Annotated in this window: 15 protein-coding genes; 1 reads left to right on the plus strand and 14 read right to left on the minus strand. The window is 70.3% G+C overall.

The genetic code is table 11. The features are described 5' to 3' along the window. Positions 1 to 26: 26 nt before the first annotated feature. From phnL to DFQ59_RS19835, 11 genes are all read right to left on the minus strand, one after another. Positions 27 to 734, minus strand: a complete 708-nt coding sequence (gene phnL / locus DFQ59_RS10070) for a phosphonate C-P lyase system protein PhnL (protein ID WP_114279585.1) — start codon at positions 732 to 734, stop codon at positions 27 to 29. Between the two features lie 10 nt (positions 735 to 744). After that, a complete protein-coding gene (gene phnK, locus DFQ59_RS10075) occupies positions 745 to 1527 on the minus strand; it encodes a phosphonate C-P lyase system protein PhnK (protein ID WP_114279770.1) in 783 nt (260 codons plus the stop codon). A gap of 46 nt (positions 1528 to 1573) precedes the next feature. Then, the gene (locus tag DFQ59_RS10080) at positions 1574 to 2458 is read right to left on the minus strand and encodes an alpha-D-ribose 1-methylphosphonate 5-phosphate C-P-lyase PhnJ (RefSeq protein ID WP_114279586.1); all 885 of its coding nucleotides are present in this window, start codon (positions 2456 to 2458) and stop codon (positions 1574 to 1576) included. Positions 2459 to 2478: 20 nt separating this feature from the next. Further along, positions 2479 to 3570, minus strand: a complete 1092-nt coding sequence (locus DFQ59_RS10085; protein WP_114279587.1) for a carbon-phosphorus lyase complex subunit — start codon at positions 3568 to 3570, stop codon at positions 2479 to 2481. A 3-nt stretch (positions 3571 to 3573) separates the two neighbouring features. After that, positions 3574 to 4179: a phosphonate C-P lyase system protein PhnH gene (gene phnH / locus DFQ59_RS10090; RefSeq protein ID WP_114279588.1), complete on the minus strand. Its 606-nt coding sequence runs from the start codon at positions 4177 to 4179 to the stop codon at positions 3574 to 3576. 24 nt (positions 4180 to 4203) lie between these two features. Next, positions 4204 to 4677: a phosphonate C-P lyase system protein PhnG gene (phnG, locus tag DFQ59_RS10095; RefSeq protein ID WP_114279771.1), complete on the minus strand. Its 474-nt coding sequence runs from the start codon at positions 4675 to 4677 to the stop codon at positions 4204 to 4206. A 41-nt stretch (positions 4678 to 4718) separates the two neighbouring features. Beyond that, positions 4719 to 5522 (minus strand): phosphonate ABC transporter, permease protein PhnE, encoded by an 804-nt coding sequence (gene phnE / locus DFQ59_RS10100; RefSeq protein ID WP_114279589.1) that lies wholly within the window; start codon positions 5520 to 5522, stop codon positions 4719 to 4721. Between the two features lie 69 nt (positions 5523 to 5591). Next, entirely contained in the window at positions 5592 to 6596 is a 1005-nt protein-coding gene (gene phnD, locus DFQ59_RS10105) for a phosphonate ABC transporter substrate-binding protein (protein WP_114279590.1), read from the minus strand. Positions 6597 to 6761: 165 nt separating this feature from the next. Continuing rightward, complete coding sequence (phnC, locus tag DFQ59_RS10110) at positions 6762 to 7622, minus strand: phosphonate ABC transporter ATP-binding protein (protein WP_114279591.1); 861 nt, start codon at positions 7620 to 7622, stop codon at positions 6762 to 6764. After that, positions 7606 to 7872: a TraR/DksA C4-type zinc finger protein gene (locus DFQ59_RS10115; protein ID WP_114279592.1), complete on the minus strand. Its 267-nt coding sequence runs from the start codon at positions 7870 to 7872 to the stop codon at positions 7606 to 7608. Before DFQ59_RS10115 ends, phnC begins: the two co-directional genes overlap by 17 nt. 98 nt (positions 7873 to 7970) lie before the next feature. After that, positions 7971 to 8120 carry an LbetaH domain-containing protein gene (locus DFQ59_RS19835; protein ID WP_170142121.1) on the minus strand — a complete coding sequence of 50 codons (150 nt, stop codon included), beginning with the start codon at positions 8118 to 8120 and terminating at the stop codon, positions 7971 to 7973. A gap of 118 nt (positions 8121 to 8238) precedes the next feature. Between DFQ59_RS19835 and DFQ59_RS10120 the strand changes: the two genes are divergently transcribed. Further along, complete coding sequence (locus tag DFQ59_RS10120) at positions 8239 to 8976, plus strand: lytic transglycosylase domain-containing protein (RefSeq protein ID WP_245937248.1); 738 nt, start codon at positions 8239 to 8241, stop codon at positions 8974 to 8976. A gap of 94 nt (positions 8977 to 9070) precedes the next feature. On the opposite strand, the gene DFQ59_RS10125 is transcribed toward DFQ59_RS10120, so the two are convergent. The 3 genes from DFQ59_RS10125 to DFQ59_RS10135 all read right to left on the minus strand — a co-directional run bounded on the left by DFQ59_RS10125 (position 9071) and on the right by DFQ59_RS10135 (position 14041). Beyond that, positions 9071 to 9880, minus strand: a complete 810-nt coding sequence (locus DFQ59_RS10125; RefSeq protein WP_147275223.1) for a carboxypeptidase-like regulatory domain-containing protein — start codon at positions 9878 to 9880, stop codon at positions 9071 to 9073. Between the two features lie 326 nt (positions 9881 to 10206). Further along, entirely contained in the window at positions 10207 to 11328 is a 1122-nt protein-coding gene (locus DFQ59_RS10130; protein WP_245937257.1) for a lipocalin-like domain-containing protein, read from the minus strand. 163 nt (positions 11329 to 11491) lie between these two features. Further along, positions 11492 to 14041 carry an FtsX-like permease family protein gene (locus DFQ59_RS10135; protein WP_114279595.1) on the minus strand — a complete coding sequence of 850 codons (2550 nt, stop codon included), beginning with the start codon at positions 14039 to 14041 and terminating at the stop codon, positions 11492 to 11494. Between the last annotated feature and the right edge of the window lie 142 nt (positions 14042 to 14183).

A 14183-nucleotide genomic window follows, 5' to 3' on the forward strand; every position in this document is an offset into this window, starting at 1 on the left:
GGCGGGGATTGCCGTGGGCACCCCGGTCAGGCGGCCGATTCAGTCGCCGCCCCCACCATGTCGAGCACGGTGCCGGCAACGGCGTCGCGGACCTCGGCATCGTGGAAGATGCCCACCACCGCCGCGCCGTTCGCCCTGGCCTCCTCGATGAGCCCGATCACCACGGCGCGGTTGGCCGCGTCGAGAGAGGCGGTGGGCTCGTCGAGCAGCAGCACCGGGTAGCCGGGCAGGAAACCGCGGGCGATGTTCACCCGCTGCTGCTCGCCGCCGGAGAAGGTGCTCGGCGCCAGCTCCATCAGCCGCGGGGAGATGTTCAGCCGCTCCAGCAGCGTCGCGGCCTTGCGCCGCGCGACGGCTGCCGTCTCCCCCTGCAGGCGCAGGGGCTCGGCGACCACGTCCAGGGCCGGCACCCGCGGTACCGCGCGCAGGAACTGGCTCACGTAGCCGATCGTCTCGCGACGCACCTCGATCACCTTGCGCGGCTCGGCGCCGGCCAGGTCGAGCAGCGCCCCGCGGTGCCGGATCCAGACCCGCCCCCGCTGCAGCCGGTAATTGGCGTAGAGGGAGCGCAGCAGGGTGCTCTTGCCGGCGCCGGAGGGACCGTTGAGCACCAGGCACTCCCCCGCGCGGACCTCGAATTCCACGCCGCGGAGCACCTCCATGGAGACCCCGCCCTGGTTGTGCAGCGTGAAGGTCTTGCCCAGGTTCTCCACGCGGATCATCACGTCGTTCATCGACAGGTCCTCAGGGCTGCAGTACGGAGGAGACCAGCAGCTGGGTGTAGGGATGCTGGGGATCGTCCAGCACCTGGTCGGTCAGCCCGCTCTCCACCACCTCGCCCCTGCGCATCACCATCAGCCGGTGGGCGAGCAGGCGCGTCACCGCCAGGTCGTGGGTCACCACCACCGCCGCCAGGCCCAGGTCGGCGACCAGGCCGCGCAGCAGGTCCAGCAGGCGCGCCTGCACCGAGACGTCCAGGCCGCCGGTGGGCTCGTCCATGAAGACCAGCCGCGGCTGGGTGACCAGGTTGCGGGCGATCTGCAGCCGCTGCTGCATGCCGCCGGAGAAGGTGTCGGGGCGATCGTCGATGCGCCCGGCATCGATCTCCACCCGCTCCAGCCAGGCGTGGGCGGTCTCGCGGATGCGTCCGTAGTGGCGGGCGCCGACCGCCATCAGCCGCTCGCCCACGTTGCCCCCGGCGCTCACCGCCAGGCGCAGGCCGTCGCGGGGGTTCTGGTGCACGATCCCCCAGTCGGTGCGCATCAGCAGCCGCCGCTCCGCCTCGGAGAGTCCATAGATGTCCACCATGCCCTGGTGGCGGGTGCGGTAGAGGACCTGCCCCGCCGTGGGTTGCAGTCGTGCCGAGAGGCAGGCGAGCAGGGTCGACTTGCCCGAGCCCGATTCCCCCACGATTCCCAGCACCTCGCCGGGATGGAGCTCGAAGTCCACGTCCCGGCAGCCGAGCGTGCCGCCGTACCAGTGGCTCACCCCCACCGCCCGCAGCAGCGGCTGTTCCGTCTCGTTCATCATCAGCGTTTCCGCCCTTTCCCTGAGACCCTGTCTATTGAATTTCCTACGCTTGACCCACCGCCTCGGGCTCCGGCCCCCTGTGGCCGGCATCGCGTCGCTCGCGGCAGTGGTCGCTGTCGGAGCAGACGAACAGCCGCCCGCCGCGATCGTCCACCACCACCTCGTCGAGGAAGCTGTCCCCGGCGCCGCACAGTGCGCAGCAGGCCTCCCAGCGCTGCACCTCGAAGGGGTGATCCTCGAAGTCCAGGCTCTTCACCCCGGTGTAGGGCGGCACCGCGTAGATGCGCTTCTCGCGCCCGGCGCCGAAGAGCTGCAGCGCCGGCATGCGATCCATTTTCGGATTGTCGAACTTCGGGATCGGCGAGGGGGCCATCACGTAGCGGCCATTCACCAGCACCGGGTAGTTGTAGGCGGTGCTGATGCGGCCGAAGCGGGCGATGTCCTCGTAGAGCTTCACGTGCATCACCCCGTAGTCGGCCAGGGCGTGCATGCGCCGCGTCTCCAGCTCCCGCGGCTCCATGAAGCGCAGAGGCTCGGGAATGGGCACCTGGTAGACGAGGATCTGGTCTTCCCGCAGCGGCCGCTCGGGAATGCGGTGCCGGGTCTGGATCAGCGTCGCCTCGGCCGTCCGCTCGGTGGTGTCCACCCCGGTGGTGCGGGCGAGGAAGCGGCGGATGTTCACCGCGTTGGTGGTGTCGTCGGACCCCTGGTCGATCACCTTCAGCACGTCATCGGGGCCGATGAGGCTGGCGGTCACCTGGATACCCCCGGTGCCCCAGCCGTAGGGCAGCGGCATCTCCCGCCCGCCGAAAGGCACCTGGTGCCCCGGGATGGCCACCGCCTTGAGGATGGCGCGGCGGATCATGCGCTTGGTCTGCTCGTCCAGGTAGGCGAAGTTGTAGCCTTCCAGCGGCGCTCCGGCGGTCATTCTCTCCACTCCCTCCATTTTCACTCCCCCGCTTCCCGCCGTGTATCCCAGTCCGTCCGCAGGCGACGGATCAGCTCCAGCTCCGATTGGAAGTCCACGTAGTGGGGCAGCTTGAGGTGCTGCACGAAGCCCGATGCCTCCACGTTGTCGCTGTGCATGAGCACGAACTCCTCGTCCTGCGCCGGCGAACTCACCGCCTCGTCCAGCTCGCCGGCGCGCAGGGCCCGGTCCACCAGCGCCATGGACATGGCCTTGCGCTCGCTGTGACCGAAGGCGAGGCCGTAGCCGCGGGTGAACCGGGGCGGTTCGGTGGCGCTGCCCCTGAACTGGTTGATCATCTCGCACTCGGTCACGGTGAGGGTGCCGACGACGACGGGGAAGCCCAGATCCTCTGGCACCAGCTCCAGCTCCAGCTCGCCGACCCGGATCTCCCCGGCGAAGGGGTGGTTGTTGCCGTAACCGCGCTGGGTGGAATAGCCCAGCGCCAGCAGGAAACCTTCGTCGGCACGGGCCAGGTTCTGCAGCCGCGCCGCCCGGGAGGCCGGCAGATCGAGAGGCTCGCGGGTGAGGTCGGGTATCGATTCCTCCCCTGCCGGAGCGTCACCGCGCTCCACGAGGCCCTCCCGGTCGAGCAGGTCGAGCACCCTCGGCATGGGCCCCTGCGGCGGTTCGGCCTCGGGAGCCGCGACCGGCTCGCCCCACTCGGTGGCGGCGAGGGAGAAGTCGAGCAGGCGGTGGGTGTAGTCATAGGTCGGCCCGAGCACCTGCCCGCCCGGCAGGTCCTTGTAGGCGGCGGAGATGCGCCGATCGATGTGCATGGCGGCCGTGTCGAGCGGTTCGCAGGTTCCCAGCCGCGGCAGCGTGGTGCGGTAGGCGCGCAGGAGGAAGGCTGCTTCCACCAGGTCGCCGCGGGCCTGCTTGATGGCCAGGGCGGCGAGCTCCCGGTTGTAGAGCGAGCCCTCGGCCATGACCCGGTCCACCGCCAGCCCGAGCTGGTCGGCGATCTGCGCCAGGCTCAGCTCCGCCTCGCAGCTGTTCCCGCGCCGCTCCTCCGCCAGCCAGCGCTGGGAGTTCTCGATGGCCTGCTCGCCCCCCTTCACTGCGACGTACATGGCTCAGGCCTCCAGTTCCACCGAGCGCGGCAGGGCCGCGATGCGGTTGCCGCAGGTGAGCAGCAGATCGACGCCGCGGGGGTGGAGGGCGTGGTTGGTCCGCCACTGGGCGGGAAACGACTCCGCCAGACCCTGCACGCCGAGGTGCGCCGTGGCCGGGATGCCAGGCCCCCGCAGGCGCCACCCGCCCCCGGATTCCAGTCCGCTCACCTGCACGATGAGCGTGGTTGAGCGTTCCGGGTACTCGTCGCTGCCGCGGGCGAACGCCTCCAGCTCCGGCAGGGCGGAGGAGTCCGTCACCAGCGCGAAGGCGGCGCGGGCCGGCTGCTCCACCAGCGGGCAGCCGCAGTGAAAGCGCAGGTGCTCGCGAACACCCCGGCCCGCGCATGCGGCCGGGTCGAGCCACAGCGGCGTGTCGTAGTCGAGCAGCGCCAGGCACACGGCCATGCTGGCCGGGTTCAGCGGCACCGGCGTGGGTACGCTCTCCAGTGCCTGTACCGTCCCCGGGCGCGAGATGGCGGCCAGGACGCTGCGGAAGATGCGCTGGGCGTCCAGGACCGGATCCTGCAGACCCGGGAGTATCGCGGCGGTATCGAGCCGTTCGTTCATGGTTGGCATCCTCGGTCGTCGCCCTCAGTCATCACCGCGCACCAGGGTGAAGAACTCCACCCGGGTCGCCCCGGCGCGGGCAGCGCGGCGCCGGCGCTGCTCGTTCAGCTCCCTGGCCACCGGGGTCACCAGCACCGACTCCAGCCGGTTGCGCCTCCCGGGCTGCTGCAGCAGGGCGTCGAACAGCGCCGCCAGCTCGGCATGACGGGGGTTGCGATCGCTCGTGTAGCCGTAGCCGACAGTGCCGTCGTCGAGGCGGACCACGCAGCGGCTGAGCGTGATCTCGCCCAGGTTGAAGGGACCGCCGCTGCCGCACACCCGGCCCCGGACCATGGCCAGCCCCGCCTCCGGCCGGCGCAGATAGTCATAGGCGGGCTTGTCCCCCAGGCCGTTCCACATCCGCTCCAGCAGCGGCAGCGGCGCCCGGGCGAACAGCCCCATCCAGCGCCGGCGGCGCTGCTGGTCGATGGAGCGGGGTTCATCCTGTGCTGCATGCATCTCCGTCATCCTTCAGTTCCAGGCTCCCTTGCGTGTCGATTTCAGATGAACCGCTTCCGCACCCACTGCGACAGCAGGTCCAGCAGGCTCACGGTGACGACGATGATGATCATCACCGCGGCGGTCTCGGCGAAGTAGAAGCCGCGGATGTACTCCCACAGCACCACCCCGATGCCGCCGGCGCCCACCATGCCCACCACCGTGGCCGAACGGACGTTGGACTCGAACCGGTAGAGGGTGTAGGAGATCCACAGCGGCAGGACCTGGGGAATGACGCCGTAGAGAATGTCCTGCAGGGCGCTGGCGCCCGTGGCGCGCACTCCTTCCACCGGGCCGGGCTCGATGGCCTCCACCGCCTCGGAGAAGAGCTTGGCCAGGATGCCGGTGGTATGGACGAACAGGGCCATCACCCCGGCGAAGGGGCCGAGGCCCACCGCCACCACGAACAGCATGGCGAAAACCATTTCGTTGATGGCCCGGAAGGCGTCCATCAGCCGCCGCACGGGCTGGTAGACCCACCAGGGCACCAGGTTCTCCGAGGAGAGGATCCCGAACGGGATGGCGCACAGGACTGCCAGCACCGTGCCCCAGACGGCGATCTGGATGGTGACCAGCATCTCCTCGAGATAGAGCGGCCAGTCGTGGAAGTCGGGCGGGAAGAAGTCCCGCGTGAACTCCCACATGTTCCCGCTGTCCCGCACCAGGGCCCCGGGATCCATTTCCGCCCCCCGCCAGGACCAGCCCAGCAGGGCCAGGAACGCGCCCCAGCCCAGCAGCGTGATCAGGTTCCAGCGCGGTTCCCCGGCCAACGGCATGGCGCCCGGAGTCGAAGCGGTTTCCTGCATCGTCGGTCACTCCACCTCGGAATGGGGCGCGGCGCCCCGCGTCGACCGCGCGGGGCGCCGCGCAATCCGTCACTGCCCGGACTCGAGCGCCGCCAGCCGCTGCTGCAGACGGGCCAGCTCGGCGTCGATGCTCTTCAGCTTCTCCGCCTTGTCGGACTCGGAGAGACGCTCGTCGTTCTCCACCTTGACCCGGTCCTTGAACAGCGCCAGCTGGCGGATGGGCAGCAGCTGATCGTCGCTGGAGGCCCGGAACGGCGCCCACTGCAGATCGGCCAGCACCTTCAGCTCCCGCGCCTTGTCCCCGCCCTCGACGCCGTAGTGCATGAAGAAGTCGCGGATCCTGCGCTTGTCGCCGTCGGAGAGGTTCTTGCGCCAGGCGATGGGGTCGGAGGGAATCAGGGGCGACTTCCAGATGACCTTCACGTTCTTGTACTTCTCGGGGAAGTTGAGCTCCATGCGCGCCAGGTTCTCGGTATTGTTGGTGGCCACGTCCACCTGCCCGTTGGCCACCGCCAGGGCGTTGGTTTCGTGGTTGGCGTTGACCACGCGCCTGAAGGCCTTCTTGGCCTCGACGCCATTGACGGCGAAGACGTAGTAGCCGGGCACCAGGTAGCCGGAGGTGGAGTTGGGGTCGCCGTTGCCGAAGCTCAGATCGGCGGCGTTGTTCAGCACATCGTCCACCGAGTTCAGCCTGTCGTTGTCCTTCTGGGTGATGAGCACGGACCAGTAGCCCGGGTTGCCGTTCACGTCCACGGTCTGGGCGAAGATCTCCGCCCCGGCGCGATCGACGGCCTCCATGGCCGACTTGTTGCCGTACCAGGCCACGTCCACCTTGTCGAAGCGCATTCCCTCGATGATGCCGGCGTAGTCCGGGGCGAAGTAGGCCTTGACCGGCATGCCGAGCTTCTTCTCCATGTCGGCGAGGAAGGGATCCCAAACCGACCGGAGGTTCTGGGTGGATTCGGTGGAGATGATGCCGAAGCGCAGTGTCTGCAGCTCCTCGGCCAGGGTGGCGCCGCTGGCGATGAGGCCGGCGGTCAGGGTGGCGGCCATCAGGAAGGTTCTGCGTTTCATGGTCTCTTTTCTCCCTCGGTTGAATATGAGTTCGTGGTGTTGTGTATCGGCGGGACGGCAGCGCTCCGCCGCTCCCGCACGGCCCTGTTCACGACGCGGGGGGCCGGACCGGGCGGCGACGCCGGATCCTCCTGCAGGTCACGGAATGGCTGCGGCAGGTCGGGCTTACGCCGTCGCGGCGCACGCGGCCCGCTCGCGTTCGCCGCCCGCGCCCGGCCCTCCCACGGGGCTGTCCCGGAGGCTGTCCAGACCCAGTTCCATGGCATCGCGGGCGCCGTAGAGCTCGCGCAGGTAACCGGCGCTGAGCTCCCGGGTCGGTCCGTCGAAGTGGATGCGCCCGTCCTTGAGCGCCACCGTGCGCGGGCAGTAGCGCACCGCGAAGTCCACCTGGTGCAGGGAGACGATGACCGTCCGCCGATCCTCGCGATTGAGGGTGGAGAGCGATTCCATCACCCGGCGCGAGGACTCGGGGTCCAGGGAGGCGATGGGCTCGTCGGCGAGAATCAACTCCGCCTGCTGGGCCATGGCGCGGGCGATGGCGACCCGCTGCTGCTGGCCGCCGGAGAGGGTCGAGGCACGCTGCAGGGCCCGGTCGGCGAGACCGACCCGCCGCAGTGCCGCCAGGGCGAGCTCCCGCTCCTTGCGGGTGAACCGGCCGGTGGATCCGCGCCATTCGGGAATCCGCCCGAGCAGGCCCACCAGCACGTTCTGCAGCACCGTCAGCCGTCCCACCAGGTTGAACTGCTGGAAGATGAATCCGATGCGGGTGCGGCTCAGGCGCACGTCGCGGGCGAGCCGCCCCCCGGACTGGATAAGCCGCCCCTGCACCTCGATGCGGCCGCTGTCGACGCCGCGATCACCCACGGTCAGGCCGGCGATGTGGCGCAGCAGGGTGGACTTGCCGGAGCCGGAAGCGCCGATGAGCGCCACCATCTCGCCGCGGTTCACCCTGAGGTGAACACCGTCCAGCGCCTTGCCGGCCCCGAAGGTACGGTTCAGGTCGTAGATATCAACTGTCGAACTCATCCCTTTGCTCCAGCTGCGGATATCGGTAGGTTCGGGCCGCCATCTCATTGGCCTCGGCACACTCCAGGCACAGGCGGCAGCCCGGCAGGGCTGCACGGCGTGGCCGTGGAATCGGTTCGCCACACTGCATGCAGAACCGGGCCGAGGCCCGGGCGGGGTCCGCGGCCTCCCGGCCCCGGATCACCACTGCGCTGATGGCGGCCTCCAGGAACGCGTCCTGCACCTCCGCCGCGTAGTCCGCGATATCCATCGCCTCATCCTCCCGGCCCTGTGTGATAGCCGCAGAGTCTGGCAATGCTCTGTGACAGCGGATTGAAGGCCGGATGAACATTGGATGAAGGGCCGCTCTCAGCGCCCCGCGTACTTGCGCAGGAAATCCCCGGCATCGAGGCGGCGGAAATCGGGCAATGCCCGGCGCAGCCGCTCGTGGTCCCACTCCCACCACGCCAGGTCGAGCAGGCCGTCGATGACCGCCCGGTCGAAGCGCTGCCGCAGCATGGCGCGGGCGTGTGAAGGGCCGATGACAGGCGGGAACTGTGAAGGGGTTCGCGCAGCGGTGTTTGCCCGGGGCGCGGCACCGCGTCTATGATGTGGAGGACGGGAGGGAGTACAGCAAGTGGCTGATGGAAGAGGGATAACCGTTCGGACAGTCCGGGACGCGGGAGCGCTGTCCCTGGTCCTGCTCGCCCTGCTGCTGCCCGCGGCGGCCAGCGCCGAGGTCTACAAGTTCGTCGACCCCGACGGCCGCGTCACCTATACCGATACGCGCCACCAGCCGGCCTGGATGAAGCTGGTGAAGACCTGGAAGGGCTGGGCCCTGCCCAGGACCAGCACCGCCGCGCTGAAGAGCGGCCGCAAGCAGTTCACTGACACCATCGCCTCGGCGGCCCGCGAGCAGGGGCTGCCGGAAGCCCTGGTCCACGCGGTCGTCAGCGCCGAGTCCGCCTACCGCCCCGATGCCGTCTCCCGTGCCGGCGCGGTGGGGCTGATGCAGCTGATGCCCGAGACCGCGAAGCGCTACGGCGTGACCGATCGCACCGACCCGGAGCAGAACGTGCGCGGCGGCACCCGCTACCTGCGCGACCTGCTGGAGATGTTCGACAACGATACGACCCTGGCCATCGCCGCCTACAATGCCGGTGAGGGCGCGGTGCAGAAGTACGGCAACACGATTCCCCCCTATGCCGAGACCCAGGAGTATGTGCGCCGGGTGAAGGCCTACTACGCCCAGTTCAGCGGCGAGCAGGGCACGGCATCGGCCAAGCCGGCACCGGCCGCCGACACCGCGGCGACCGCCCAGGAACCGCCAGGCGGAAAACGCCGCCCGGTGGCGGTGATCGAGTGGAGCCGGTAACGCCGGTTCCCCACCCGCAACAACAGGAAGGGCGGCCCGGGGGCCGCCCTTCCGTTTTCAGCCGGACGCGTCCATCCGGGCCCACGGGGCCGCGTCAGCCCCAGTAGAACCAGTTCCAGCCCGTGGAGCGGGTCAGATCCACGGTCCGGGTCTGGGACTGATCGCCGTAGGTGACCGTCAACCGGTAGACGCCCGGCTCCAGCGCGGCGAGGAACCAGGGCCCCTCCGCCACCACGTCGAGGATCAGCCCGCCGGCGGCATCCCGCACCTGGACCCTGACATCCGCCACGTAGCTGCCGCGGCCCCGTTCCGCGAACCCGAGCTTGAGCCGGTAGCGATCCTCCACCGCCCGCAGCGCCTCGCGCTCGCCCGTGCCGATGCCCCCGCTGCGGTACTCCACACCGGCCACGGCTGCGGGCTCGGGGGCGGCGGCGCTGGTCACGTAGATGCGCCAGGCCTCCCGCCAGTCGCCGCGCAGGGCCGCCTGCGCCTCGGCCAGAGTCAGATCGCCGCGGCAGACCCGCTCCCGCAGCACTGCCTCCAGGCGGTCCTTGCGGTGCACGCTCCACTCGCCGCCCAGGGGCTGGGGCCACAGGTTGGCGGCGCTGTCCGCACCCCCCAGCCCCAGGCTGACGAGATGATCGAGCTCGCAGCCCCCGGCGGCGGCGCAATAACCGTCCCGGGGTCCCTCCAGGCCATAGGCCACGTAGATATCGAAGATCTCCTGGACATCCCGCGGCGCGGGTTCCGGTACGCCGCCCGGCGCGCACAGCGCCTGTGCGCTGACCGCGCGGGTCTCCCCCGGCGTCAGTGCCGGATCGGGCAGATCCCGCGCCTGCGCCGCCCCCATCCCGGCCGCCATGCAGGCGACCACGCCAATCCATCGTCCTATCCGGTTGTTCATTACACTCCCCTGAATTGAAGATGCCTGGTGCACTTGAAATGGCACCGCCGGGGTCCGCCGCTGGGTTTCGTGTACCGAGCCGCACACGATTTTCTGGTATAGGGGAGGACCCGCTGCCGGAGATGCCATGCGGGCGGACAGGAGGGCGGACGGGATTCCGGCGCCCATGTCGATTCGGAGTGGCTGTTCGGACTGTCCCTGCACCCGCGTCCCTGTCCTCTGCCCGCTGGTCACGGTGACGCTGGCGGGGAACAGGCCCCACTCACCGACACCAGCCCGTAACATTAATCCCGCAGGTTCTTTAAGGCAAAGGCCCCGGCCCCGGATCAGCCGCCGTAGCCGGTCAGCTCCACGTAGCCCACCCCGCCCAGGGCGCGGCCATCCCGCTCGCCCCCGACGCTCACCGCGCCCTCCCAGTAGCGCACCGAGAGGTCGAGCTCCTGGTCCGGGAGACGGGGTACGATCTCGAGGGTCAGATCCAGGGTCGGCACGGACAGCCTCCAGCCGACCGGGTAGACCGCGCCGGTGGCGGGGCTGGTCCACTCCCTCCCCGCCTCCAGCCTGACCGCGTCGTGCGCCAGGCGGGTGCTGCGCCCCTCGCTGTCCACCAGGACCCCGGCGCTGTGGGGATCGGTGGAACCGTCGGCGCGGCGCAGGCGGTAGTACATCAGGTCGCTGCCATCCTCCAGCTGCAGGGCGAACCAGTCCCAGCCCACCTGGCCCGCCCCGAGGGCGCTGGTGCTCCACTCCCGGTCGAACCAGCTGCTGCCGCTCACGGGATACTCGACGCCGGCGAGGCGGACCACGCCCTGGCTGGCGATGCGGGTTCCGGAGTAGTAGTAGGAGGCATTGCCCGCCGCGGCGCTCTTCCGGCTCAGCCCCCGGTCGCCCTGCAGCACCCAGGGCTTGCCGCCCTCCAGGGTGAGATCCAGGGCGATCCCCGCCTCGGCCACGCTGATGCGCAGGGGGAACAGCTCCGCCCCCTGCCCATCCACCCGCCAGTCCCGCAGCCACACGGCGAAGGGCCGCGACTGGGCGCCGGCCAGTTCCAGGCTGTCCCGGCTCATGCGCTCGAAGGCATGGAAGCCCCCGCCCTCCGTGTCGGTGAGGGTGAAATGGCTCATGTAGACCTGGTTGGTGGCCCAGGCCGTATCCCGGGCCGGGGGATCCGGGCGCAGGGCGAAGCGGAAGAAGGTCAGCTGGTAGCCGAAGTGGCGTCCGTCCGCGGTCTGCAGGTTGCCGGTGAAGTACCACCACTCGCTGCGGTAGTCGGGGTGCGGACCGTGATCGGCGGGAAACCTGAAGGGCCGGGGCTCCAGCGCCCGGGCGAACCCCGCCCCGTCCCCCCCCAGCAGTTCCCCCAGCCGGAAGCCGCCCCCCTCCTGCGCCCGGAGGGCGGGCGCGAACGCCAGCACCGCGGCGAAAAGGAGATGGGTCAGCCGCCGCACAAGACTCAAGGGACCCGTTTCCACTACCGTTCGACCTCTCGACGTTCCACCACTGCGAGGGAACCGTTCCGTTTCCGGATAAACCGCAGATTAACGCTGACTGGCATTGAATCAACGAAAATCAGCGCGAATCCGCGGTTCAACAAGTGTTTTCAAAAATCCGTCACTCACCGCGCAGGGCGAGGGCCGGGGGGGTGCGGGCCATGAGCCAGGCGGGGTAGACGCCGGCGAGGAGGCCCGCGGACAGGGCCAGCAGCACGGCCTGGCCGAGGATGGCCGGATCGGTGGTCCACTGCAGGGTCCAGCCGAAGGCGCGGTAGTTGATGACGTGGGTGAGGACACGGGCCATGAGCAGTCCCGCCGGCACCGCCAGCAGCCCCGCCGTCAGCCCCATCAGGCCGGTCTGGGCCGTGACCAGCAGCCACACCTGGCGCGGGGTCAGGCCGTTGACCCGCAGCACCGCCATCTCCCGGGCCCGCTCCAGGTGCAGCGCCAGCAGCGCGCTCAGCACGCCCACGAAGGCCACCACCACCGCCAGCAGCCGCAGCACGGTGGTGATGGTGAAGGTGCGGTCGAACACCTCCACCGAGGCGTTGAAGAGCTCGCGGTTGGCGCGGACCGCGAGGGCGAGGCCGTCGGCGGGCAGCACGCGGATGCGGGCCATGAGTTGTTCGATGTCCACGTCGGGCCGGGCGTGGACGCCGAGGGAGGAGACGGCCTCGTCGTTCCACAGGCGGCGGTAGAGGGCGGCATCGAGGTACACCACCCCCTGGTCCGAGCGGTAGTCGTAGAACACGCCCGCCACCGGCAACCGGACCGGGCCCGCCGAACCCCGCAGTTCGAGGGTGTCACCCACCGCGAGTCCGTGGCGAAAGGCGTAGGGCTCGGAGATCAGGACCGCGCTGCCGGCGCGGAAGGCCGTCCAGGCGGCGTCCGGCGCGCCGGACCGGAAGCGGAAGCGTTCCCGCTCCGACTCCGGCAGGGCGGCGGCGACGATCTGGGTGGGGCCGGTGGCGGACTCCACGACGACGCGCCGGTAGGAGGCCACCTCCGCCACCCCCTCCAGTCCGGCCACCCGTTCCATGAATCCGCGGCCGAGGTCGGGCCAGGCCCCGCCGCCGGCGGTCCGTGCCGGCGCCACGTAGACATCGGCGCGCAGGGACTCGTCCAGCCAGTGCACCACCGTGTCGCGGAAGCTGGCCACCATCGTGCCCACGCCCACGGTCGCCGCGACGGCCACCATCAGGGCGGCGGCGGCGACGCCCGTGCGGCTGAGGTGGGCGGTGATGCCCCGCGCGGCCATGTTGCCGAGCGCACCCAGCAGGAATGCCAGGAGCGGCCTGAAGGCGGCCACCAGCAGCAGGGTCAGCTTCGGGGTGAGCAGCGCGCAGGCCAGCACCAGCGCCACCAGGGCCACGTAGCCGAGCGCCAGGCTGTGGCCGGGCACGAGCACGGCCACCGCCCCGACGAGGGCGAGCCCGGCGCCGGCGGCGGCGGACCAGCGCACCCCGCGGTGCAGGCGGGCCTCCAGCACCACGCGGTTGAGGATGGCGCGCGGCGGTGTCAGCGCCGCCTCCAGCGCGGGGGGCAGTGCCGCCAGCAGCGCGGCCGACACGCCCAGCAGCAGGCCCTTGGCGAGGCCGGAGGCGGTGATCGACAGCTCCCTGACCGTGAGCACGAAGTAGATGTCGTTGATGGTGCGGGTCACCAGCCGCAGCAGCAGCTCCGCCAGCCCGAGCCCGAGCCCGAGCCCCAGCAGCGCCCCCACCAGCCCGGTGACGGCCGCTTCCGCGAGCACCAGGCGGAAGATCTGCCGCCGCGTCACGCCGAGGGTGCGCAGGCTGCCCAGCAGGGGGCGCCGGCGGACCACGGAGAAGGTGGTGGTGTTGTAGATGAGGAAGGTGCCCACGAGCAGGGCGAGCAGGCTCATGGCGGAAAGGTTCAGGTGGAATGCCTCGGTCATCCGCCCCAGCGCGGCGCTGCGCTGCTCGGCCGGCAGGATAGCGGCACCGGCGGGGAGCAGCGCGCGCAGCCGTTCCAGCGCCGCGCCGCCCGCCGCGCCCGTCGGCAGCACCAGGTCAACGTGGCTGATCCGGCCCTGCTCGCCCAGGATCTCCTGGGCCGAGGCGATGTCCGTCAGCACCAGCCCGCGCACCAGGCGCCGCAGCGCTGGATCCGTGGTCTCGAGATACCCGGCCAGGGTCAGGGTCGCGGTCCGGCCCCGGGCCAGCACCTCCAGTTGCTCCCCGGGGGCAATCCCCAGCGAGTCGGCCGTCTCCGCGGCCATCAGCACGGCACCCGGCACCGCGAGCAGGCGCGTCACCGGTGTGCCGCCGCCGCCCACCCGCACGTAGCCGCGCACCCGGGCCTCGGCGAAGGGATCCACCCCGAGCAGCCGCAGGGAGCGTTCCGGATCGGCACTCGGCGCCACGTAGTCGTCGATGACCGGCGCCATGAGGATATCCCCGGGCGCCATTCGCAGCGCCCGGTAGACCGACTCGTCCAGCCCGCGCGGTCCGCCGATGACCTGGTGCGTTGCCCGGCCCGCGGTCTGCTCCGCGGCCAGCGAGAAGCCGCGCCGGGCGCTGTCGTTGGCCAGGTCGATGGCCACCACCACCGCCACCCCCAGCGCGATGCCCAGCACCGTGAGCCCCGTCTGCCAGGGATGACGCCAGAGAAACCGCAGGCTCGCACGCCAGAGAACCGGGATCATTTTTTGTTTAATGGACAGGATTGACAGGATTAACAGGATTTTAAAAAGAGAAGCCTTATCCGCAGATTACACGGATTACGCCGATTGAGTACTGGTCTGGCCGTGCCGATAACCAGCCCATGAGACCGTGTTGAAGCAAGAG

The sequence above is a fragment of the Thioalbus denitrificans genome (genome assembly GCF_003337735.1).
Lineage (GTDB): Bacteria > Pseudomonadota > Gammaproteobacteria > DSM-26407 > DSM-26407 > Thioalbus > Thioalbus denitrificans.